16 protein-coding genes, 1 pseudogene and 1 riboswitch are annotated in these 21,208 nt (G+C 71.4%); of the genes and pseudogenes, 9 read left to right on the top strand and 8 right to left on the bottom strand.

Annotated features, from left to right (window positions below):
- Positions 1-47 precede the first annotated feature (47 nt).
- The 3 genes from R2S09_RS37280 to R2S09_RS37270 form a co-directional block, all read right to left on the bottom strand.
- A complete protein-coding gene (locus R2S09_RS37280) occupies positions 48-686 on the bottom strand; it encodes an HD domain-containing protein (protein ID WP_306185285.1) in 639 nt (212 codons plus the stop codon).
- Positions 687-795: 109 nt separating this feature from the next.
- Positions 796-1,809 (bottom strand): GlxA family transcriptional regulator, encoded by a 1,014-nt coding sequence (locus R2S09_RS37275; RefSeq protein ID WP_316745599.1) that lies wholly within the window; start codon positions 1,807-1,809, stop codon positions 796-798.
- 191 nt (positions 1,810-2,000) lie between these two features.
- Positions 2,001-4,193 carry an MMPL family transporter gene (locus R2S09_RS37270; RefSeq protein ID WP_316745598.1) on the bottom strand — a complete coding sequence of 731 codons (2,193 nt, stop codon included), beginning with the start codon at positions 4,191-4,193 and terminating at the stop codon, positions 2,001-2,003.
- Between the two features lie 603 nt (positions 4,194-4,796).
- Between R2S09_RS37270 and R2S09_RS37265 the strand changes: the two genes are divergently transcribed.
- The gene (locus R2S09_RS37265) at positions 4,797-4,934 is read left to right on the top strand and encodes a hypothetical protein (protein WP_316745597.1); all 138 of its coding nucleotides are present in this window, start codon (positions 4,797-4,799) and stop codon (positions 4,932-4,934) included.
- A 277-nt stretch (positions 4,935-5,211) separates the two neighbouring features.
- Here the strand turns inward: R2S09_RS37265 and R2S09_RS37260 are convergent, their stop codons facing one another.
- The 3 genes and pseudogenes from R2S09_RS37260 to R2S09_RS37250 form a co-directional block, all read right to left on the bottom strand.
- Positions 5,212-6,444, bottom strand: a complete 1,233-nt coding sequence (locus R2S09_RS37260) for an FAD-dependent oxidoreductase (RefSeq protein WP_306185291.1) — start codon at positions 6,442-6,444, stop codon at positions 5,212-5,214.
- Positions 6,445-6,658: 214 nt separating this feature from the next.
- Positions 6,659-6,895: pseudogene (locus R2S09_RS37255) on the bottom strand (CoA-transferase); the annotation flags it as partial.
- A 21-nt stretch (positions 6,896-6,916) separates the two neighbouring features.
- Positions 6,917-7,336, bottom strand: coding sequence for an SsgA family sporulation/cell division regulator (locus R2S09_RS37250; protein ID WP_306185293.1), 420 nt, complete (start codon positions 7,334-7,336; stop codon positions 6,917-6,919).
- A gap of 399 nt (positions 7,337-7,735) precedes the next feature.
- Here R2S09_RS37250 and R2S09_RS37245 point away from each other — a divergent pair, with 399 nt between their 5' ends.
- A complete protein-coding gene (locus R2S09_RS37245) occupies positions 7,736-8,968 on the top strand; it encodes a hypothetical protein (protein ID WP_306185294.1) in 1,233 nt (410 codons plus the stop codon).
- Between the two features lie 507 nt (positions 8,969-9,475).
- Here R2S09_RS37245 and R2S09_RS37240 read toward each other — a convergent pair.
- Both R2S09_RS37240 and R2S09_RS37235 read right to left on the bottom strand, forming a co-directional pair.
- Positions 9,476-9,922 (bottom strand): hypothetical protein, encoded by a 447-nt coding sequence (locus tag R2S09_RS37240; protein ID WP_306185296.1) that lies wholly within the window; start codon positions 9,920-9,922, stop codon positions 9,476-9,478.
- A 308-nt stretch (positions 9,923-10,230) separates the two neighbouring features.
- On the bottom strand, positions 10,231-11,256 hold the full coding sequence (locus tag R2S09_RS37235; protein ID WP_316745596.1) for a LacI family DNA-binding transcriptional regulator: 1,026 nt from the start codon (positions 11,254-11,256) through the stop codon (positions 10,231-10,233).
- Positions 11,257-11,514: 258 nt separating this feature from the next.
- Between R2S09_RS37235 and R2S09_RS37230 the strand changes: the two genes are divergently transcribed.
- The 7 genes from R2S09_RS37230 to R2S09_RS37200 all read left to right on the top strand — a co-directional run bounded on the left by R2S09_RS37230 (position 11,515) and on the right by R2S09_RS37200 (position 20,586).
- Positions 11,515-12,873 (top strand): ABC transporter substrate-binding protein, encoded by a 1,359-nt coding sequence (locus tag R2S09_RS37230; protein WP_306185299.1) that lies wholly within the window; start codon positions 11,515-11,517, stop codon positions 12,871-12,873.
- A 20-nt stretch (positions 12,874-12,893) separates the two neighbouring features.
- A complete protein-coding gene (locus tag R2S09_RS37225; protein WP_306185300.1) occupies positions 12,894-13,802 on the top strand; it encodes a carbohydrate ABC transporter permease in 909 nt (302 codons plus the stop codon).
- A gap of 68 nt (positions 13,803-13,870) precedes the next feature.
- Positions 13,871-14,740, top strand: a complete 870-nt coding sequence (locus R2S09_RS37220) for a carbohydrate ABC transporter permease (protein WP_316745595.1) — start codon at positions 13,871-13,873, stop codon at positions 14,738-14,740.
- 56 nt (positions 14,741-14,796) lie between these two features.
- Positions 14,797-16,872 (top strand): sugar-binding domain-containing protein, encoded by a 2,076-nt coding sequence (locus R2S09_RS37215; protein ID WP_316745594.1) that lies wholly within the window; start codon positions 14,797-14,799, stop codon positions 16,870-16,872.
- A 72-nt stretch (positions 16,873-16,944) separates the two neighbouring features.
- Entirely contained in the window at positions 16,945-18,606 is a 1,662-nt protein-coding gene (locus tag R2S09_RS37210; protein ID WP_399145538.1) for a ricin-type beta-trefoil lectin domain protein, read from the top strand.
- 196 nt (positions 18,607-18,802) lie between these two features.
- Positions 18,803-19,018, top strand: coding sequence for a hypothetical protein (locus R2S09_RS37205; RefSeq protein WP_189907486.1), 216 nt, complete (start codon positions 18,803-18,805; stop codon positions 19,016-19,018).
- 83 nt (positions 19,019-19,101) lie between these two features.
- A riboswitch (TPP riboswitch) is annotated at positions 19,102-19,196 on the top strand.
- Positions 19,186-20,586 carry a cytosine permease gene (locus R2S09_RS37200; RefSeq protein WP_316745592.1) on the top strand — a complete coding sequence of 467 codons (1,401 nt, stop codon included), beginning with the start codon at positions 19,186-19,188 and terminating at the stop codon, positions 20,584-20,586. Its footprint overlaps the riboswitch before it by 11 nt.
- The last annotated feature ends 622 nt before the right edge of the window (positions 20,587-21,208 follow it).

Here is a 21,208-nt window from a genome sequence, read left to right as displayed (position 1 = left end):
CCTTTCCTGGGTCGCGCCGGGACGCCTTGGGTCCCGGCGCATCGCGTCTACTCCGGCCAGGCGGAGTTCTGGATCACGTCGACGAAGTCGACGCGCCGGAAGCCGGGGACGAAGTGCTCCAGCACGTCCGCGTTCACCGTGCCGAAGGTGGTGCCGGGGCGGTGGGCGAAGCCGTCCGTGAACGCCTTGAGGATCTGCCGCTTGAAATCCGGCCGGGGATGGGCGGCGGTGACCTCGTCGATCTCGGCCCGGCCGATGTTCGCCAGGTGCAGACCGAGCACGTCGGTCTCCACACCCGCGGTGGTGGCCGCGATCTCCGGGGCCATCTTGTACGGCACCTCGGGCGTGGTGTGCAGGGCGATGGCCGTCCACACCGTGTCGGCGCCGGCGTCGAGGACGCCATGGCTCAGCAGGAAGGCCCGCGCCTGGTCCGCGCCGTCCATCTCGAACCGCTGGTCGTCGCTGCGGTAGGGCGGCACCAGGCCCGTGTCGTGGAAGAGCGCCGCCACGTACAGAAGTTCGGGGTCGGGGTGGACACCCCGCGCCCGGGCCTGGAGGCTGCCGAAGAGGTAGACCCGCCGGGAGTGGTGGTAGATCAGCGGCGGAGTGGTGTCGCGGATCAGGTCGGTGGCGTCCTGGACGAGCTTGCTGTCGGGGATCTCGACGCCGGCGATCTTCTCTGCCATGGCGGCCTCCTCGGACGGTGGATGTCGATGTGTTCCCACCTTCCGCCGGGTCCGGCCGCCGCGTCCGCTACCGGATGGCCGACAAGTCCTCGAAAACGGCCACGCGCTCTCACCGCTGCCCGGTGCCGCGGGTGCCTCCGGTGGGTGCCGCCGTGCCGGAACCGGGGCGCGTGGTGGTGAAGCGGTGCTGGTAGCGGGTCGGTGACACGCCCAGGTGGCGGGCGAAGGCGCGCCGAAGGCTCTCGTAGCTCGGGAAGCCGGACTGGGCGGCGGCCTCGGTGGCGCTGTGTCCGGCGTCGAGGAGGGCCTTGGCCCGGTCGAAGCGGATCAGTTCCACGTACTTCATCGGCGTGGTGTCCAGTTCGGCGCGGAACATGCGGGTCAGATGGCGGGGGCTGACCCGGACCCGCTCGGCCAGCGAGTCCAGGGTGTGGTCGGCGGCCGGATCGGCCTGCACGATGTCCTGGACCAGCCGCAGCACGGGGGTGCGGGGAGCCGGTCCCTGGAGCGAGGCGGAGAACTGCGACTGCCCGCCGGCCCGCTGCATGTACACCACCAGCGAGCGGGCGACCTTACGGGTCAGGTCGGGGCCGTGGTCCTCCTCCAGCAGCGCCAGCGCGAGGTCGATGCCGGCGGTGACGCCGGCCGAGGTGTAGGTGGTGCCGTCCTTGACGTAGATGGCGTCGGGCGCCACGCGCAGGGACGGATAGCCGCGGGCCAGCGACGTCGTGTGCCGCCAGTGCGTCGTCGCCCGCCTGCCCTCCAGCAGGCCCGCCGCGGCCAGGACGAACGCGCCCGTGCAGATCGACGCGACCCGTCCGGCCTTCTCCGAGAGGCTCTTCGCGACGGCGACGAGCTCCGGGTCGACGGGCCGGCCCGGCAGCAGGTCACCGCCCGGGATCAGCACGGTGTCGAAGGCGGGGGCGGAGTCCGCGTCCGTGTCCACCGGAACCTGGAGGCCGATCGAGGTGCGCACCGGTTTGCCGGTCACCGAGACGACGGTCAGCCGGTAGTCGGCTCCGTACCGGTTCGCCTCGCTGAAGACCTCCGCCGGGCCGGAGAGGTCCAGCATCTTCATGTCGTCGAAGACGAGAACGCCCACGCTGTGTGTCTTCGGTGCCACTGGCCTCACCCCTGTCCCGTCGACCGAGCCCCGTCGACCGAGCCCGGGCGACCGAGCCCGGGCGACGTGTCCCGGGCGACCGGTCCCGAACCGGTTCCGCTGACCAGTGTGGGACATGGAACGGGCGAAGACGCTGCTGGACAGCGCCTTCGCCCGCCCCGGCCGTGCCGCCCCGATCCGCCGGGCAGGCCCTACTCGCGGTGCCCCGACGGCTCGGACGCGACCGCGTCCCGGTCCTGGCCGGGGGCCGGTCCGGAACCGAGGGATCCGTCGCCCCCGCCGAGTGCCGGTTCGCGCGTGCGGTCACCGTGTCCGGGCCACCACGCCGCGTGGCCGACCAGCGCGGTGAGGCTCGGGGTGAAGAACATCGCCATCACGAAGGCGGCGACCACGATGCCGAAGGACACCGCGAAACCCATCTCCGTGAGCAGCGAGTTGCCCGCCAGCATCATCGTGGCGAAGGTGGCCGCCAGGATGAATCCGGCCGCGGCCACGGTCGGGCCGGCGTGCCGGAGTGCCAAGCCGGCCGCCTCACGCGGCTCGCGGCCCTCGCGGGCCTCCTCGCGGAGCCGGGCGATCATGAGGATGTTGTAGTCGGTGCCGATGGCCACGACGAACAGATACATGATCACCGGGAGCATGAACATCAGGCCCGAGTGTCCCTGTCCGTCCTGGAAGATCCACACGGTGGCGCCGAGCGTGGCGCCGAAGCCGAGACCCACCGAGGCCATGAGGTACCAGGGGGCGACCACGCTGCGCAGCAGCAGCCCGAGGATGACCATGATCAGGACGGCGGCGACGGGGAAGACCGTCCGGTAGTCGTGGTTGACCGCGGCGTTGATGTCCTTGTAGATCGACGACATGCCGCCGACGAGGGCCTCGGTGCCGTCGGGTGCGCTGGAGTGCGCGACGTCGCGCACCTTGCCCACGGCTTCGATCGCCTTGTCCGTGGACGCCTCGTACTTGAGGGTGACGGTGAAGTCCGCGGTGGTGCCGTCCTTGGCGACCTGGGTCATGCGGGCTTCCGCGACCCCGTCCACGGCGCCGAGCTTCTTCGCGTACGCGTCGAAGGCGGCCTTGTCCAGCGGCTTGCCGTCGGTGCTGGACAGGTAGACGTCGGTGGGTGCGGCGGCACCCGCCGAGTAGGCCTTCTGCATCTCGTCCTGGACGACCATGGACTCCTTGGTCTTCGGCATCGAGCCGGAGGCCAGGTCGAACGTGGCCTTGTAGCCGAGCGTGCCGAGCGAGAGCACGACCAGGACGAGGCCGGAGGCCACGGCGGTCAGGGCCGGGCGGCGCCGCACACCGCGCCCGAGGGCGGCGAAGCGGGCGTTGTCCGGCTCGCGCTGCCAGGACTTGGAGGGCCAGAAGACCTTCGGTCCGATGAGCGAGACCACGGCCGGGATCAGGGTCAGGCCCGCGATCAGGGTGGCGCCGACCGCGATGGCGAGCGCCGGGCCCATCTGCTTGAGGAAGCCGAGCGTGGACAGCACCAGCGCGAGGAAGGCGATGATGACCGCTCCGGCGGCGGAGGCGATGGCCTCGCCGACCCGGTCGACCGCGTTGATCATGGCCTGCTTCGGCTCGTCGCCGGCGCGCAGCCGTTCGCGGTAGCGGAACATCAGGAAGAGGAAGTAGTCCGTGCCCACGCCGAACAGCACGACGATCAGGATCGACGAGATCGAACTGTTGGCCTGCAGGTCGAACAGCTTGGTGGCGTAGGAGATCAGGCCGTTGGCGATGGCGGACACCAGGCCGATCAGGATCAGCGGCAGTACCGCCAGGATCGGCGCGCGGAAGATGATCAGCAGGGTCACCAGGATGATCGCGAAGGTGCCGATGCCGATCAGCGCCTGCCCGCGCTTGGACGAGTCCTGCTGGTCGAGGGCCTGCGCGGCGGAGCCGCCGAGCTTGACCTCGAGATGTGTGCCCTTGGCCAGTTGCTTGATGTCGTCGCGCAACACCTTGGCCGCGTCGGCCTGTTTGGGCTGGCCGGCGTTCTTGCTGTCCATCTGCACCAGCGTCAGGCCGTACCTGCCGTCCTTGGACGGCGGGCCGGGGACGACCTTCTGCACCTGGTCGATGTGCTTCTTGCCCAGTTCTGTGGTGATCCGGGCGATGTCCTGCTTGTCCGCGGCGGTCATCTTGGCGCCGTCGGTGCGCTGGTACAGCGCGATCGCGGACGGCGTGAAGGCGCTGGGGAACGCCTTCTGCTGCAGGTCCGCGGCCTTGATGGACTCGTAACTCTTGGGCAGGAAACTGCTCTCGTCGCTGTTCGACGGCAGGCTCGGAGCGGTGGCGACGATCGCCACCGCCGCGATCAGCCATGCCACGATCGTCCAGACTGGATGTCGAACGACAGCGTTCCCGATACTTCGGAACATGCGGAAGGTCCTCCGGGGAAGGAAGATCACCGCAGCCCGGGGAGCGGACCCTGGCATCGGCGACCCCGGCCGGCACGCACGGATGGGGCCGGCCGAACGGTTGTCTTGCGGTCCGATCGTAGTGACCGGACGTGAAGATCATTTCACCAGGCTCACATCGTCCCGAGAAACCGGTTTTCCCGTTCCGGACGGCGAGCGGACCGCACCGGACGGCCCGTTGGCGCCGAGCTCCAACGACCTCCGAGGCAGCCCCATCTCACCAGCCCTCAGGGCCTCTTCACCACCCGTGCACACACCACGCACCCGCTCCGGCGCGGCGAGCCGGACCCATCGACACCCGTGAAACGGCCCACACAACCTCAGTCAGTACTTCAAACGGAATTCGATCGAACAGCGCCAGAGGGAGTCAGCTCCGCGCGGGGCCCCGAACCGGCGCGCAGTGTGCGCCGTCGCGACTGCGCCGGCTTCCGTTCCGCACCCGCACCGCACGTACTTGTCGGAACGTCATGCCCTGTCCCGGCCGGGCACCCGCGTGCCGCTCACGTCTGCCCGCTGTGTGCCTGCCGGACCGCCGTGGCTTCCGCCGCCCCAGAGGAGACCGCCATGTCCGAACTACCGCGCCGCGACCTGCTGCGGCTGACCGCACTCGCCACCGCGATCCCGGCGTTCCAGGCCATGTTCCCGGCCGGCGCCCAGGCAGCGACGAGGTCGCCGACGCGAGAACCGCGACGGGAGAGCTGACGGCGCGTCAGCGCGCCCGGCTGATCGAGGCGGCGGCCCGAGCGCGCCTCCGCCTGACCCGGCGATCCGGCACGGGCCCGAGGGGGTGTCTCGCCGATCAGGGTGGATCAGGGAGCGGTGGCTGGTGATGGGGGTACCTCCCACGCCGTTCAGGCAGTGGGGGAACATCGCAAGGCGGAGAAGGGAGTCGATGCGGAGCATCGGCGACCGACGACAACGCGGCGAGGTGCGGTGCCAGGCGTCGCCAGTCCGGCATGATCGGCGAGACACCCCCTGGCTATCGGAGGGCGGCGTCCGGCGGGCGCTCCCGCACGGCGCCGTACCCGACGAAGTACGCGGGGAGACGGCGTAGCAGCGGAGACCCGGCGAGCAGGCCCGCGACGCGCCGGGCCCGGTCCGCGCTGCCGAGGGGCTGCCGCCCTTGCAGGACGGGGGCGATGAATCCGGCGTGGGCGATCCGCTGGAGCGCCTGCGTCGCGACCGTGGTGGGCCGGCGCCGGCGCTGGACGCCGCGCACGTCGCTCAGGCCCACGGCCCCCTCGCGCAGCGGCTGGATCAGGTGCCGGGCGGCGGCGACGGCGTCCTCCACGGCGAGGTTGATGCCGATGCCGAACACCGGGGACATCGCGTGCGCGGCGTCTCCGATGCAGAGCAGGCCGGGCCGGTGCCAGCGGCGCAGACGGTCCAGCCGTACGTCGAGGAGCTTGACCTCGTCCCAGGAGCGCAGCGCATGGGTGCGGTCCGCGATCCAGGGGACGGCGGCGCCGTAGCCGGCCCGGAAGGTCTCCAGGCCGGCTGCGCGGCGTTCGGCGTCGCTGCCCTTGGGGATGAGCGCGGCGCACTGCCAGTAGTCGCCGCGGTCGATCATCGCGGTCAGGAAGCGGTCACCCGTGGCGCCGACGAGCCCGCTCGGATCGTGCTCGTGCCGCGGGAGGCGGAACCACCAGGCGTCCATCGGGCAGTCGAAGCGGCGCAGTCCCAGTTCCGGGCGGGAGCGGGCCAGTGATCCACGGCCGTCGCAGGCGACCGTGAGATGGGCACGCAGCTCGCCCGTGCCGCCGTCGGCGGTGCGGTAGCGCACCCCGGTGACCCGCCCGTGCTCGACCAGGAAGGAGGTCGCCTCGGTGCTCATCCGCAGGTCGAAGGAGGGCTCGCGGCCGGCCTCCTCGGCCAGCAGGTCCAGCAGGTCCCACTGGGGCACCATCGCCACGTAGTCGTAGCGCCCGCGCAGTACGGACAGGTCCGCGACGGTCACCATCGACCGGTCCGCCCCGACGGGCAGCTGGACCGTGCGCACCCGCCGCTGGGGCAGCTCGGCGAAGCGCCGCGCCAGCCCCAGGTCGTCCAGCAGGGCCAGCGTCGACGGGTGCACGGTGTCGCCGCGGAAGTCACGCAGGAAGTCGCCGTGCTTCTCCAGCACCGTCACGGCGACGCCGGCCCGGGCCAGCAGCAGCGCGAACACCATGCCCGCGGGGCCGCCGCCGACCACACAGCACGTGGTCCGTTCCATCACAGCCCTGCCTCTCAGGAGAGCAGCACTTCACCGCACGCACTTCACCGCAGGCGATGTCCCGCACGCGATGCACGGCAGATAATTCATCGTGTAATGAAAATTGTACTCCCCCGCCGCCGGGAGGGGGTTCAGGCTCACCGGTCCGTGGCTGTCCGGGTCTCACGGACCGGTGAGCCGCCCGGGTGGCGCGCCAGGCGTGGGCGCCCGGGGACGCGGCCGTCCGCTGGGCGACCTGGTCGGCGGTGACGCCGGGGGCCGTCTCGACGAGGGCGAGCCCGTCGACGGTGACGTCCAGGGCGCCGAGGCCGGTGATGACGCGATGGACACACCCCCGGCCGGTCAGCGGCAGACCGCACTCCGGGACGGTCTTCGGGGAGCCGTCCTTGGCGGTGCGCTCCATGAGCACGATGACCTGGCGGGCGCCGTGGACGAGGTCCATCGCCCCGCCTCCATCACCCTTCCGCCGGCCTCAGGCCGCCTCGCCCAGCAGCCCGCACAACTCGACGTCAAGATCGAGCAGCTCCGCCTCCCGGCCCGCCGGCACCACCTGGTAGGTCCGCTTCAGCCACCGCTCCACCACGGCGGACGAGATCTCGAGCACGGCGCTCCCGTCGGGTCCGGACAGGACCAGACACAGCACGTCGCACCGCGCGTCACCCAGGACGGGCCAGATCCGTACGTCCCCCTGCCCGCAGGGCCCGTGCAGGCCCTCTGCCAGCAGTTCGCGGGCGAAGACCCAGGTGACCGGGTACGCCTGGCCGAACCGGAAGGTGACCTCCACGGCATAGGGGTCGTACGGGCTGTAGGACAGACGGGTCGGTACCGCGACGCTGCCGCCCGGTGCGGCCACCAGACGCATCTCGCATTCCTGCTCGACGAAGCTCTCCATGGGTGATCTCTCTGTGCGTAGTTCCCCGCGCGGACGATGCCGGGGCCCAGGGCGGCTCCCTGCGGGGCTGCCGCCCCGAACAGGTCCGCGATCATCCGTGAGGGCGCACGCGCGACCCGCTCGCGGGAGGCGTCTGCCGCCGACACCGCTTCAGGCGCCTGGCGGAGGGAAACCGCCGCTCCGACGGCGGACCGTGCACCAAGGCCGGCCGCGGTGAAGCAGCGCCGAAGCTACGCCAATTTCATACAAGATTAAACTTCTTCGCTGGTGAGGTATTTCACCCGACGGCCCGCCAGGCCCTCGAAGCGGCCGAACCCGGTGCACCCCCACCGCATCGCCGCACCCCGCTGTGCCTCACACCACTGCCCATACGGGGCCAATCGTGCAACCATCACATTCGTGCAAGATTCAACCACATGCCTGAAGCGACGGCCCGCGGCAGCCACGGTCCTGCGGCCGCTGCACGCGGCCCGGTCACCGCATCACCGCACACGGGCGGTCTCCGCGCTCACCCGCGGCGCCAAAGGCCTGGTCGCGGCGCTGCTGTCCTGGGAGGTGGCGTCCTGGTGGCTGCCCGGTCAGCAGTACCTCGCCGTCGCCACGGCCCTGCTCATGGTCAACGCCCCCACCATCCATCGCTCGCTCACCCAGGCCGCGCGCAGCGTGGCCACCCGGGCGGCGGGGCTGTCGCTGGCCACGGCGGTGGTCTGGATGCTGGGCTCGACGGCCGGGAGCGTCGCGGCGATCCTGGCCGTCGCGCTGGTCGCGGGCGGCCGCGGCTCCGACAACCGGCTGCAGGTCGTCTCCACCGCCGTGCTCACCCTGACCGTGGCCACGGCGGCCCCTCTCGGCCATGTCGTCGCCCCCGTCCTGGCCACCCTGGCCGGCGCGGCGGCGGGCACCGCGGTCAACGCCCTCATCCTGCCGCCGCTGCACCTGGACGCCTCCGACGCCTCGGTGCGCGACCTCGCCGCGGCCATGGGCTCCCTCCTGCACGACATGGCGCGCGGCCTGCACGAACGCCGCCACGACGACCACGCCCACACCTGGCTGGAAGCAGGCAGACACCTGGAAGAACTCGTCGCACAGGCCCACGAGGACGTCGGCCGAGCACAGGAAAGCCTGCGCTGGAACACCCGCTGCGCCGTCCACGGCGCCCTGCACGGCGCACACCGGCCCCCCGCCCACGCCGAGGCACTGCGCGCCCTGCACCACGTCTCCTTCCAGGTCCGCGGCATCGCCCGGACCCTGGCGGACAACGTCGACGACCGCCACACCGACCACCACCTGGGCCGCCTCTTCCTCGACCGCTACGCCGTCACCCTGGAGGCAGCCGGAGAAGCGGTCACCTCCTTCGGCGCCCACGGCCCCGCCGCCGGCCCTCACACCACCTCCGCTCGCGACCGGCTGCGCCAGGGCATCCACGAGGCCACCGCCTGGCACACCACCATGACCGACCTCATCACCCACGGCACCCTCCCCGAACCCGGCGCCTGGCACGTCTACGGATCACTCATGACCGACATCGAACGCCTCCTGACCGACCTCGACCGCGCCGACCAGTTCACCACCGCCGCAACCACACCCCGGCCCACCGACGCACCCACGCCGTGCGCGAGCACGGCCCCGTAGACACCGGGAAACCGGGAAACCGGGAAACCGGGAAACCGGGAAACCGGGAAACCGGGGAACCAGGGAATGACGTATGCGCAAGCACTGTTGAACACGCACAGGCTCTGGCGGTGCGGAACGACACCGCGTCCCTGCGCCGGGCCAGGGCGTCGGCCCGCGGTCGGACCGGTCGGGCCCTCACCTGCCCATCGCCGCACTCACTCGCGGCGCCTGCCCGGGCCCGGCGGCTGACCCGGCGTCACATGGCGGATGCCCCCCGACGGACCCACGGACGTGTGGAAGTGGCCGACGACGGTCCGCCGAGCGGGTTCCACCGAGTTGACGAGCCGTCGGGCGATCCGCGGTCGGTCGCCCGTTCTCCGTGGCGTGCGCCCCCGGATGCCACCCCGACTCGGACACGGCACCGCTCATGCGTGCCCGACCGGCCGCCGGTTCCCGCGCGGGAACCGGCGGCGTCCCGCGCCCGGATGCCCCACCCGGACGCGGGAGTCGGTGATGAGGGGCCCGTCAGCCGAGAACGCGGACGTCGAAGTGGCCGCCGACGTTCAAGATCACCCATGCGTTGTCGTGCCACCGGTAGAGGCGGTGACCGTCATACCGGTAGCGGTGGTCGTGGTCGTAGCTGTACCAGTCGTGCCCGCCGCGCTCCCACCAGCGGTACCCGTCCCAGCGACGGTCGTACCCGCGGTGACCGCTCCCACGGTGGCCGTGCTCGCGGTACTGGCCCCACCGACGACCGTCCTCCCGGAGGCCGTTGCCATGACGACGGTCGTCTCCGGCGTGGCGGTCGGCGCGCCGGCCGTGGCTGCCGCCTTCATGGGTGACGACGGCTGTGTGGTGACTCGCCGGCTCGGTCGCGGCCGAGGCGGAACCGCCGGCCACGAGAAGCGAGACCGCCGCGATGCCGAGCGATGCGACCGCTGTGGCGGCCCTGCGCACGAAGGCGCGACTCATGATCTTCCTCCTTGCTCGGCCCCGCTCCGCGCACGGTTCAGCCGGAGCGGGGACTGTGCCCTTCGAGTTGGGCACTGGTGAACCTACGCCCGACATAGTTGAACGATGAACCAAATCTGCGGTGAGGTATGTCATGAGCCCGTCGCCCCCGCACTCGCGAACAGACCGCGGCTGTGAACGACGGCACTGCGGCGACCCGAGCCGCTCGCAGGTCGCGCACCGGCTGGTCGACGAGCTCACCAGGCCCGTGCGTGCGGAGGCCGACCGGACTTGACGTGCCCCCGGGACCACGCCGGGGATGACATGCGTCAGGCCGTCGCCGCGCGTCCCGCCGTGCTCTCCCTGACCACCAGGCGGTACGGCGCCTTCGACTCCGCGGGCGGGGGTGCCGTGCCCTCGATGACGGCGATCAGCGTACTGACGGCGGTGTGTGCGATCCGCGCCTTGTCGGGGGCGATCGTGGTGAGGGCCGGCGAGCTGTAGCGGCCCTCCTGGATGCCGTCCACGCCGATGACGGCGATGTCGTCGGGGATGCGCACCCCCGCCCGGGTCAGCGCGTGCATCGCGCCGATGGCGAGCAGGTCGTTGTAGCAGAAAACGGCGTCCGGCGGGTGGGGCAGGGCGAGCAGCCGCTCCACGGCCTGGGCGCCGAAGTGACGGTGGAAGCGGGGGGTGGGGACGACGAGGTCCTCGTCGACGGGGACACCGGCCCGCTCCAGGGCCTGGCGGTAGCCGATGGTGCGCAGTTGGGCGGTCTCGCCGGTGCTGTAGGGCTGGTCGCCGATGGCGGCGACACGGCGCCGGCCGAGGCCGAGCAGGTGCTCGGTGGCCTCGCGGGCCGCCGCGATGTTGTCGATCGCGACGTGGTGGAAGTCGCCGTTGAAGATGTGCTCGCCCAGGAGGACGACGGGGACCTTGTTGGTGCGGCTGCGCAGTTCCTGCGCGGAGATGGTCAGCGGGCTCAGCAGCAGGCCGTCGAACATGGTGGCCCGTGACTCGCGGCCCAGCAGCTCCCGTTCGCGCTCACCGTCGCCGTCGGTCTGGTCGAGCATGACGACGTATCCGTGGGCGCGGGCCGCGGTGATGACCTCGCGGGCCAGTTCCGCGAAGTAGGGGACGTCGAGCTCCGGCACGACGAGGGCGATCATGCCGGTGCGGCCGCGGCGCAGGTTGCGCGCGACCAGATTGGGCCGGTAGTCGAGCTCCTCCAGCGCGGCCTCGACCCGGGTGCGCAGTTCGTCGGAGACGGGCACGGAGCCGTTGACCACGTTGGACACGGTGCGGATCGAGACTCCGGCGCGCTTGGCGACGTCGCGCAGCGTCGTACCGGCCATTGCATTCCCCCTCGGGATGTCGCCGTCTTGGGAGTCCGTCCGAACGCCCCGGTCGGGCGCCCTCGGCACAACTCGATGTTACCCGGGTATTGCATCGTTGCAAAAGGCGCCGCATCATCTCTGCATCGTTGCAAACCGGCGTGCGGGACCGCCGTTCCGCGGCGCGGTGAGGCATGCCTGCGTCCGTGTGCGCGTGCGCTCTCCACCGTTGCGTGCGGCCCATACCGGCGCCCGCCTCCATCCAGAGGAGCCGTACTCATGCCCCAACCGACCGTCCCACGCCGCCGAGTCCTGCGCGGTGCCCTCGGCGCGGGAGCCCTGGCCCTCGCGGGCCCTCTGGCGGCCTGCGCTCCGGGATCCTCCTCCTCCGAACCGCGCAAGCTGACCGGCACGCCCAGTGCCTCGGCCAAGGGCGAGATCACCATCTGGAACCGCTCGGGCGACCTGTTCAAGGTGTTCGACAAGGCCATCGACGCCTTCCGCAAGGCCCATCCGAACGTGAAGGTGAACCACCAGGCCGTCGACATCGACGCCAAGCTCGCCAACACCCTGATCACCGGCACCGATCTGCCGGACGGCAGCTTCTGGGACGACGCCAAGATCGGTGGTCAGGCGGAGCACCTGTACGACCTGACGGACCTGATCGCGCCGTACCGCGACCGGACGTCCGCGTACAAGCTGTCGGTGAACACCGTCGACGGCCGCATCTACGGCGTTCCCTGGGACCTCGACCCGGGTCTGCTGTGGTACCGCGAGGACCTGCTGGAGGACGCCGGCGTCGACCCCGCCGGCCTGAAGACGTACGACGACCTGCTGGCGGCGGCCCGGGCTCTGAAGGAGAAGAACCCCTCGGCGCGGCCCGTCCACATGGAGAAGGACCCCTTCCTCGGTCAGCTGTGGCTGGAGATGCTCGCCAACCAGCAGGGCACCTCTCTCGCGGACGCGGACGGAAAGGTGCGGCTGGACTCCAAGGAGTACCGCACCATCCTCACCTGGATCCGGGACGCCGTCGACGACGGCCTGGTCACGCACAGCGAGTACCTCAAGCAGGCCGACCTCGCCGCCCTGGAGAACGGGCAGCAGGCGCTGGTGCCGTGGGCGGTGTGGTGGTCGTTCGCCCCGCAGCAGCTGCTGAAGAAGACGAAGGGCAAGTGGCGGGCCGCCCCGCTGCCGGCCTGGACCCCGGGCGGCGCGCGCAGCGGCGCGATGGGCGGCAGCAGCTTCATCATCCCGGCGAAGGCGAAGAACCCCGAACTGGCCTGGCTGCTGTACGAGTTCCTGTGCTTCAAGCAGCCCGGCTACACCGCCGTGTACGGCCCGAGCAGCGTCTACCCGGGCGGCCTGACCACCTCCGTGCCCAGCTACACGCCCGCGCGCCGCGCCGACAAACCGCTGTTCCAGCCGGTGGCGGCGCTCGGCGGGCAGGACCTGTGGAAGGTCGCCGTGGACGCCGCCGCCACCATCCCGGCCGCCGCGCCGATCCCGGCCTGGTGGACCAAGTCGGTCGACTACCTGGGCAACAACCTCCAGCGGCTGCTGGAGGGCAAGATGCGGCCCGACGACGTCATCGACGACTCCACCCGCAAGATCCAGCGCAACCTGGTGGACCGCGCGTGACACCGGCGACCCTCACCCCCGTGCAAACGGAGCGGACGGCCCCGGCGCCGCCCCGCTCCCGCTTCCGCCGCCGTGGGCCGTTCCTCACGCCGTACCTGTTCGTCGCGCCGTTCTACGTCGTCTTCGCCGCGTTCGGCCTGTACCCGCTCGTCTACGCGCTTCAGCTGAGCTTCACCGACTGGAAGGGCGCCGGCGAGGCGCGCTTCATCGGGCCGGCCAACTACACCTACCTGCTGACCAGTGAGGAGTTCTGGTCCTCGCTCGGCAACAGCGCAGTGATGTGGCTGCTGATCGTGCCCGTGCAGATCGTGGGCGGCCTGGCGGCAGCGGTGCTGCTGGCCAACGCCCGGCTGCGGCTGCGGGGCATGTTCCGGGTCGCGTTCATCGCGCCGTTCGTCACCCCGCTGGTGGCGATGGCCCAGGTGTGGATCGTGGCCTTCGACAAGGACTACGGCCTGGTGAACCATCTGCTGGGCCTGGTGGGACTGCCGCACGTCGACTGGCTGGCGTCGACCGCGTGGGCCAAGCCGACGCTGGCGCTGCTGTTCCTGTGGAAGACCACCGGGTTCGCGATCATCATCCTGCTCGCGGGGCTCCAGGCCGTACCGGCCGACGTGTACGAGGCCGCCGCGCTGGACGGAGCGTCCAGGCAGCGCCAGTTCTGGTCGCTGACGCTGCCGCTGGTACGGCGCAGCATCGCCTTCCTGGTCGTGGTGCAGACACTCGCGGTGTTCCAGATGTTCGCCGAGCCGTTCGTGGTCACCAAGGGCGGCCCGTACGGCTCGACCACCACCGGCGGCCTCTACCTCTACAACCACATCACGGCGTCCGACCTCGGGACCGGCGCCGCGAACTCCTTCCTGCTGGTGCTGCTGGTGTTCGCGCTGTCGCTGCTGTCCGTGCGCCTGCTGCGCTCCCGGGACGAGTGACCGCCATGAGCAATCGAGTGACCGTCATGAGCAGACGTGCGACCGCCGCGAAAGGACGAGTGCCCCTCATGGGCAAGAACAGCAGGAGCCTCGCCGGCCCCCGCCCCGGCCTGATGCAGTACCTCCTGCTCGCAGGCCTGGCCGTGCTGTTCGTCTATCCGATCTGGTGGGCGATCAGCAGCTCGCTGAAGCCTCCGGCGGAGATCATCCGCGACCCGCTGTCCTTCTCTCCCGGCTCGGCGACGCTGGGCAACTACCGGGCCATGTTCCACGACGTGCCGATCGGCACCGGGTTCCTCAACACGGTGCTGGTGGTGGCCGTCAAGGGCGCGATGACGATGTTCTTCTGCCCGCTGGCCGGCTACGCCTTCGCCAAGTACCGCTTCCCGGGCCGGAACCTGCTCTTCGGCGTGCTGATGCTCACGCTGATGCTGCCGACCCTGGTGCTGATCATCCCGCTGCTGCTGGAGATGAGCGAGCTGGGCTGGGTGAACACCTACCAGGCGCTGATCCTGCCCGGCAGCATCGACGCCTTCAGCATCTTCTGGATGCGGCAGACCATCGCGGCGGTCCCCGACGAACTGCTCGACGCCGGACGCGTGGACGGGGCGAGCGAGTTCGGGATCTTCGCCCGGATCGTCCTGCCGGTCATCCGTCCGGGGCTTGCCGCGCTGGGCGTGCTGACCGCCATGAACGTCTACAACGACTTCGTCTGGCCCGTCGTCGCCGTCAACGACGAGAGGCACCAGACCCTCCAGGTCGTCCTGTCCACCCTCGCGCAGAACGTCACCGGCAACCGCATCGGCGCCGACTTCGCGAGTGTCTGGGGTGAACTGCTGGCCGCCGGGAGCATCGCGATGCTGCCCGTGCTGGTGCTGTTCGTCCTGCTGCAACGCCACTTCATCAACGGGATCCTCGCGGGCAGCGTCAAGGGCTGACACCCCGTCACCTGTCCGAGACCCGCCCAGAGATCGACGATCGGAGCACCCCACCCATGCCCCGCCCCGCCTACCCCCGCCCGCACTTCGACCGCTCGCACGCCTGGCTCAGCCTCGACGGCGCCTGGGACTTCCGCGCCGACCCCGACCAGGAGCACACGAGCGACGCCACCGACGGCTACGACCAGCGGATCACGGTGCCCTTCGCCTGGGAGACACCCGCCTCCGGCATCGCCGCGCACTGGCTCCAGACCGCCTGGTACCGCCGTACGTTCACCGTGCCCGCCGACTGGACCGGCCGGCGAGTCGTCCTGCACTTCGGTGCCGTCCACCACAAGGCCACCGTATGGGTCAACGGCACCGAGGTCGCCCACCACGAGGGCGGCTACACCCCCTTCTCGGCCGATGTGACCGACGCGCTCGGCGACGGCGAGCAACTGCTCGTCGTACGCGTCCACGCCCCGGCGGACAAGCTCGACATCGCGCACGGCAAGCAGCGCAGCATGCCCCGCGACGACTACGACGGCGTCTGCTTCACCCCGTCCTCCGGGATATGGCAGAGCGTCTGGCTGGAGCACCGCCCCGCCACCCACCTCGCCGCGCTGCGGCTGCGCCCCACCGGCGACCTGACCGGCATCGCGGTCGAGGCGTCGGTGCACGGCCCCCACACGGATGGCGCGGTGCTGCGGCTGCGGGTCCGCGGCGAGGACACGGCCGTCACGACGGACGTGGGCCCCGAGGGGCGCGTCCGCGCCGAACTGCTGCTCCCCGCCCCCCGGTTGTGGTCGCCGCAGGACCCGCACCTGTACCACGTCGAGGCCGAGCTGACGTCCGCCGACGGCACGGACCACGCGACCGGCTACACCGGACTGCGCTCCGTCACCGTGGACGGCGAGACGCTGCTCCTCAACGGCGAGCGGCTGTTCGTGCGCGGCGTGCTGGACCAGGGCTACTGGCCCGAGACCGGCATCACCCCGCCCGACGACGCCGCCCTGCGCCGCGACCTGGAACTCGCCGCGGCCGCCGGCTACAACCTCGTACGCAAACACCTGAAGCTGGAGGATCCGCGCTTCGTCCACCACGCCGACACGCTCGGCATGCTGCTGTGGGCCGAGCCCGCCTCGCCCGGCCGCTTCTCCCCCGCCTCGACCGCCGCCTTCGCCGAGCAGATCGAGCCGATGGTGGAACGCGACGGCAACTCCCCCGCCATCGTCATCTGGGGCCTGTACAACGAGGAGTGGGGCCTGGACTGGGACATCCCGGGCGACCCGGCCAAGCAGCGCGCCGCCGCCGACGCCTACGACCGGCTCAAGGCCCTCGACCCCACCAGACCGGTCGTCGACAACTCCGGCTGGACGCACGTCAAGACGGATCTGCTGGACTGGCACTACTACGACGAGAGCGCCGCCTCCTGGGCCCGCACGATCGCCGGCCTGCTCTCCGGCGAACGGGACGACTTCCCCGTGAAGCTCGGCCCGGACCACGTCGTGCACAAGAAGCTCGCCGTGCCCGGGCAGCCGCTGCGCGGACTGCCGAACCTCAACAGCGAGTACGGCGGCGGCTTCACCGGTCTGGAACGCGCCTGGCATCTGCGCTGGCAGACACAGGAACTGCGCCGCCACGACCGGCTCGCCGGATACGTCTACACCGAGCTGTACGACATCGAGCACGAGAGCGCCGGGCTGCTGGACTTCCACCGCGCCGCCAAGGACCTCGCCGGCGTCGACCCGGCGCACGTCAACGCGCCCACTACGCTCGTACTGGACGTCACGCCGGTCGCGCCGGGCCGGGACCTGCTCACCGCCGTGCGGGAGTTCACGGTCGGCGTCCGCGTGTCCCACCACGGAAGTGAGCCCGTCACGGGTCTGCTGCACACCGCGTGGACACCGGTGTACGGGCCGGCGCCCGCCGGCCCGGGCCACGCCGTGCCGGGATGCCGGGCGGAGGCCAAGCCGTACGTCCTCGGCTCCCCGGTCGCCGTCTCCGCCGCCCTGCCCGAGGGCTGGACCAGCGGACGACTGCATCTGGCGCTGGTGGCCGACGGTGCCGTCGTCGCCCGCAGTGCACTCGACGTGGACACGCGGACCGCACCGCACATCGGCGACGACCCGCCGGCCCGTCCGGCCGAGTGACACCGCACCTGCCCCGTTGCGCCTGACCGTTCCTGTCCCGCACCACCCGACCCGCAAAGGAGTCCTCACGTGCTGCGCACGCACTCGCCCGGGCGCGGATCCCCGGCCCTGCTCGGCGTCCTCGCACTCGTCGCGGCCCTGCTGTCCCTGTGGGCCCCGCCCGCCTCGGCCGCACCCGACGGGAAGGTGCTGGCCTCGCCCGACCTGTCGGCGTACCCGCAGGGTGACGACAGCTACCCGCGAGCCGTACGCCTCGACCACGACGGCTCGTCGGGCCGGACGATGCTGGCCACGTTCGCCCGGCGCGACCAGGGCGGCCCCAGCTCGCTGCCGGTCTACCGCAGCACCGACGGCGGACAGACCTGGAGCACCTCACCCGTCTCCACGATCGCCTCGCACACCACCGGCTGGGACCTCGAGGCACCGGTGCTCTACGAGGTACCCCGCACCGCGAACGGTCTGAACGCCGGTGACCTGCTGGCCGCCGGCACGGCCTGGCGGGCCGGCGACTACACCACGCAGAAGGTCGAGGTGTTCAAGAGCACCGATCACGGCCTGAGCTGGCAGTACCTGTCCAACTGCACCCAGACCAGCGGCCTGCCGGACACCATCGGGCACGGCATCTGGGAGCCGTGGTTCCTGCTCGCCCCGAACAACACCCTGGCCTGCTTCATCTCCGACGAGCGGCCCGCGAACAGCCCGACCAACAACCAGGTCATCGGCCACTACACCTCCGCCGACGGCGGCCGCAGCTGGAGTTCGGCCCTCACCCAGGACGTCGCCTTCCCGTCCGACGACCTGGCCCGCCCGGGCATGTCGATCGTCGTGCCGCTGCCCGACGGGCGGTTCATGATGGCGTACGAGATGTGCCGCGACGCCACCGACCCCGACCACGCCTGCGAGGTGTACACCAAGACCAGCCCGGACGGCCTGAACTGGGCACCCGCCGACAACCGGGGCACGCTGGTGCAGACGAGCGACGGCCGGCAGCTGCTGCACACCCCGTACCTCGCCTGGGTCCCGGGCGGCGGGTCCGACGGCACACTGCTGCTGTCCGGGCAGCGGGTCGTCACCGGGCCCACCGGCGACAAGTCGGTGATGACGGAGTCCGGCACGGTCGTGTTCTCCAACGCCCGTCTCGGCGCGGGCGAGTGGACCGAGATCGAGGCCCCGGTCCGTACCTCCCCGACCGGCGGCTACAACTCCGGCGAACCGTCCTGCCCCGGCTACAGCTCGCCGATCGTGCCGAGGGCCGACGGCACCTCCTTCCTCTACCTGAGCGCCACCTGGCTCGGCACCGGCAACCAGTGCCAGGTCCGCTTCGGCACCGGCGCGCTGGGCGGACCCGTCGGACAGGTCACCACGCCGTGGGTGGCGGGCAAGTGCCTGGACGTGGACACCAACATCAGCGGCAACGGCAAGGCCGCCCAGCTCTGGGACTGCAACACCGCCACCGGCCAGCGCTGGTCGGTCGCGCCTGACGGCACGCTGCGCGCGTTCGGCCGGTGCCTGGACATCGACGGCAACGGCACGGCGAACCTCACCAAGGTGCAGCTGTGGGACTGCGACGGCGCCGGCGGCCAGCAGTGGCGCCACCAGGCCGACGGTTCGCTGCTGAACCCGCAGTCCGGCCGCTGCCTGGACATTCCCTCCGGTGCCACGGCCAACGGCACCCACCTGCAGATCTACGACTGCAACGGCCTGGGCACACAGAAGTGGAACCTGCCGGCCTGAACGGCCTTCGGCACCACCTGCCGGCGTGGCGGCGCCGAGCGCCCGCCCGGCGGGTGGTGCCGCCGCGTGTCCGCGCGGGGCGGAGCGAGCAGCGGGGCCGTCCGGGGGATCCCGGGCCGTGTCGGACGGTCACCGCGGGACCGATTGGCCATGCTGGGCCGGAACGCACCCTTCCCGGCGACAAGGAGGGCACGGCATGCCGACGGACCCGGTCGGACGATTCCTGGCGGCCCTGGACCCGGACCACCGGGAGGCCATCGGCGCCAAGCCGCGCGAGGAACAGGAACGACTCGCGGCGGCCTGGGAACGGGAACTGGAGACGGACACCGAACTCGACACCCTCGACGAGCTCTCCCCGCCGGCGGCGGAAGCCGAGGCGGCCCGCCGCGTCCTCGACGAGGGAACCGGCTGACGGGCACACACGCCGGAGAATCCACACACTGGCGAACCCACACACTGACGAACCCCTTCGCCCGCCGGGCTATCCTGACGGCCGTACTGGACACGGGGTGCCCCCTCGGGGGGCTGAGATCACACCCGTCGAACCTGAACCAGTTAGGACTGGCGGAGGGATGTCACATGTCATTGCCGTATGCCCGCGGTGAGGCGGCCGTCACCGGCACAGAGCGCGTGTTCGACGGGCGGATGCCGGCGGCTCCGGGGGATCTCCGGGTGGAGGCGCGCGGCATCGCACCGGTGCCCGAGGACGCTCGCTACGGCGGCCCCGGACGGCTGTTCACCGTATGGTTCGCGCCCAACCTGACCATGACCGGCGTGTTCACCGGCACCGTCGGCATCGCGCTCGGGCTGGACTTCGTCACCGCGCTCGTCGCCGTCGTGCTGGGCACACTGCTCGGTGCGATACCGACCGCCTACCTGGGCACGTGGGGAAGCCGGACCGGTGCGGGACAGATGCCGCTGGCCCGGCTGGCCTTCGGCCGGGCCGTCACGTTGCCGGGGGCCTTGCAGTGGCTGTCGTCCATCGCCTGGGACGCCCTGATCGGCCTGTTCGGCGGGGATGCGCTGGCGCAGTTGTGCGGCTGGCCGTTCTGGGCGGGTGTCCTGGTGATGATGGCGGCCCAGGGCGCGCTGGGCGTGCTCGGTTACGAGGCCATCCACCGCCTCCAGACGGTGATGACCTTCGCTCTCGCCGCGGCCTTCGCGGTGATGGCGGTGAAGCTGCCCGGCGGCAGCCATGCTGTGACGTCCGCGACCGCGCACGGCGCCGACCGGGCCGGTGCGTTCGTCCTGACCTGCACCATCGCGCTGAGTCTCGCTCTGTCCTGGGCTCCGTACGCCAGTGATTTCAGCCGTTACCTGCCGCGTACGGCGTCCCCCCCGCGGATGTTCTGGTACACCCTGCTCGGTGTCAGCGTGTCCTTCGTGGCCGTGCAGGCGCTCGGCCTGTGGGGAGCGGCCGAGTTCACCGACCAGACCGCTCGCGGCGTCGACACGCTGCTCGGCGGGGGCGCGCTCGGCGCGTTCGGACTGCTCGCGGTGGCGCTCGCGGCCCTGTGCAGCAACGCCATGAACGACTACAGCGGGTCGCTGGCTCTGCAGACCATGGGAGTGCGCCTGCCGCGCCCGGTGGCCGCCGCCCTCGCCGCGGTGCTCGGTTTCCCGCTCGTGCTCTGGATGCATGCGGCCGACACCACCGCCCGCTTCCAGAACGTGCTGCTGTTCGTCGGGTACTGGATCCCCGCCTTCGTGGCGATCGTGGTCGTCGACTGGGTCGTCCGTGCCCGGGCCCGCGGCGGGAAGCCGGTGGACCTGGCGGCGGAGACGGCGGGCCCTCAGCCCTGGTGGCCGGCCCTGGCGGCCTTCGTCGTCGCCTTCGCCGTGGCGGTGCCGTTCATGAGCACCGGCCTGTACGTGGGCCCGGTCGCCCGGGCCCTGCACGGCGCCGACCTCGCCTACCCGGTGGCGTTCGCCGCGGCTCTGCTCGTCTACTCGCCGCTGCGCATGCGCCGCCGGTCCTGAACGCCGACGCCGGGGCCCGGCCCGGGGCAGGGTCCTCAGGGTTCTTCCTCCGCCGGACCGGCTTCCTCTTCCACCGGGCCGGGATGTGCCGCGGGCCCGTCCGCCTCCGCGGGCGGTTCCTGCGGCTGTCGGGCCGCGGCGGTGCCGGACGCGCGGCACTCCGGGTTCCGGCACGGCCCCGGCACCCAGACCGGCACCCAGGCGCCCAGGGTCTTGTGCCGTCGGACCACAGCCTCCACGGGCTGCCCGCAGACGGGACAGACGCGTTCTCCACCGTCCATGTCCTCAGGTTAGGTCCGGGACGGATCCGGCGGGCTCGCTGCGCGGCCGCGACCGCTTCCGGGACCCCCCTGACAGCAGGCTCCGAAGGGGCCCGAAAAGCGCTCCGGACGGCCTCTGGGTGTGATGCCACCCATAGGAGCCAGATCACGTCCGAAGGAGCGTCGTAGGAACAGACCGCATTTCATCAGCGCAAAGACACCCAGAACGGGACAATCCGGAACATCTCTCCGATTCCGGGTAGTACGTCACACCTTTGCACCCCGCCCCGGCCCTGGCTAAACATGGCTGTCGTTGCACGGCGACCGGGCAGGACGAAAACCCACCGATCCCCCGCACCGCG

The sequence above is a fragment of the Streptomyces sp. MK7 genome (assembly GCF_032658145.1).
GTDB lineage: Bacteria > Actinomycetota > Actinomycetes > Streptomycetales > Streptomycetaceae > Streptomyces > Streptomyces spiralis.
Note: the sequence above shows the minus strand (reverse complement) of the source record. Positions and strands in the feature narration are given on the sequence as shown.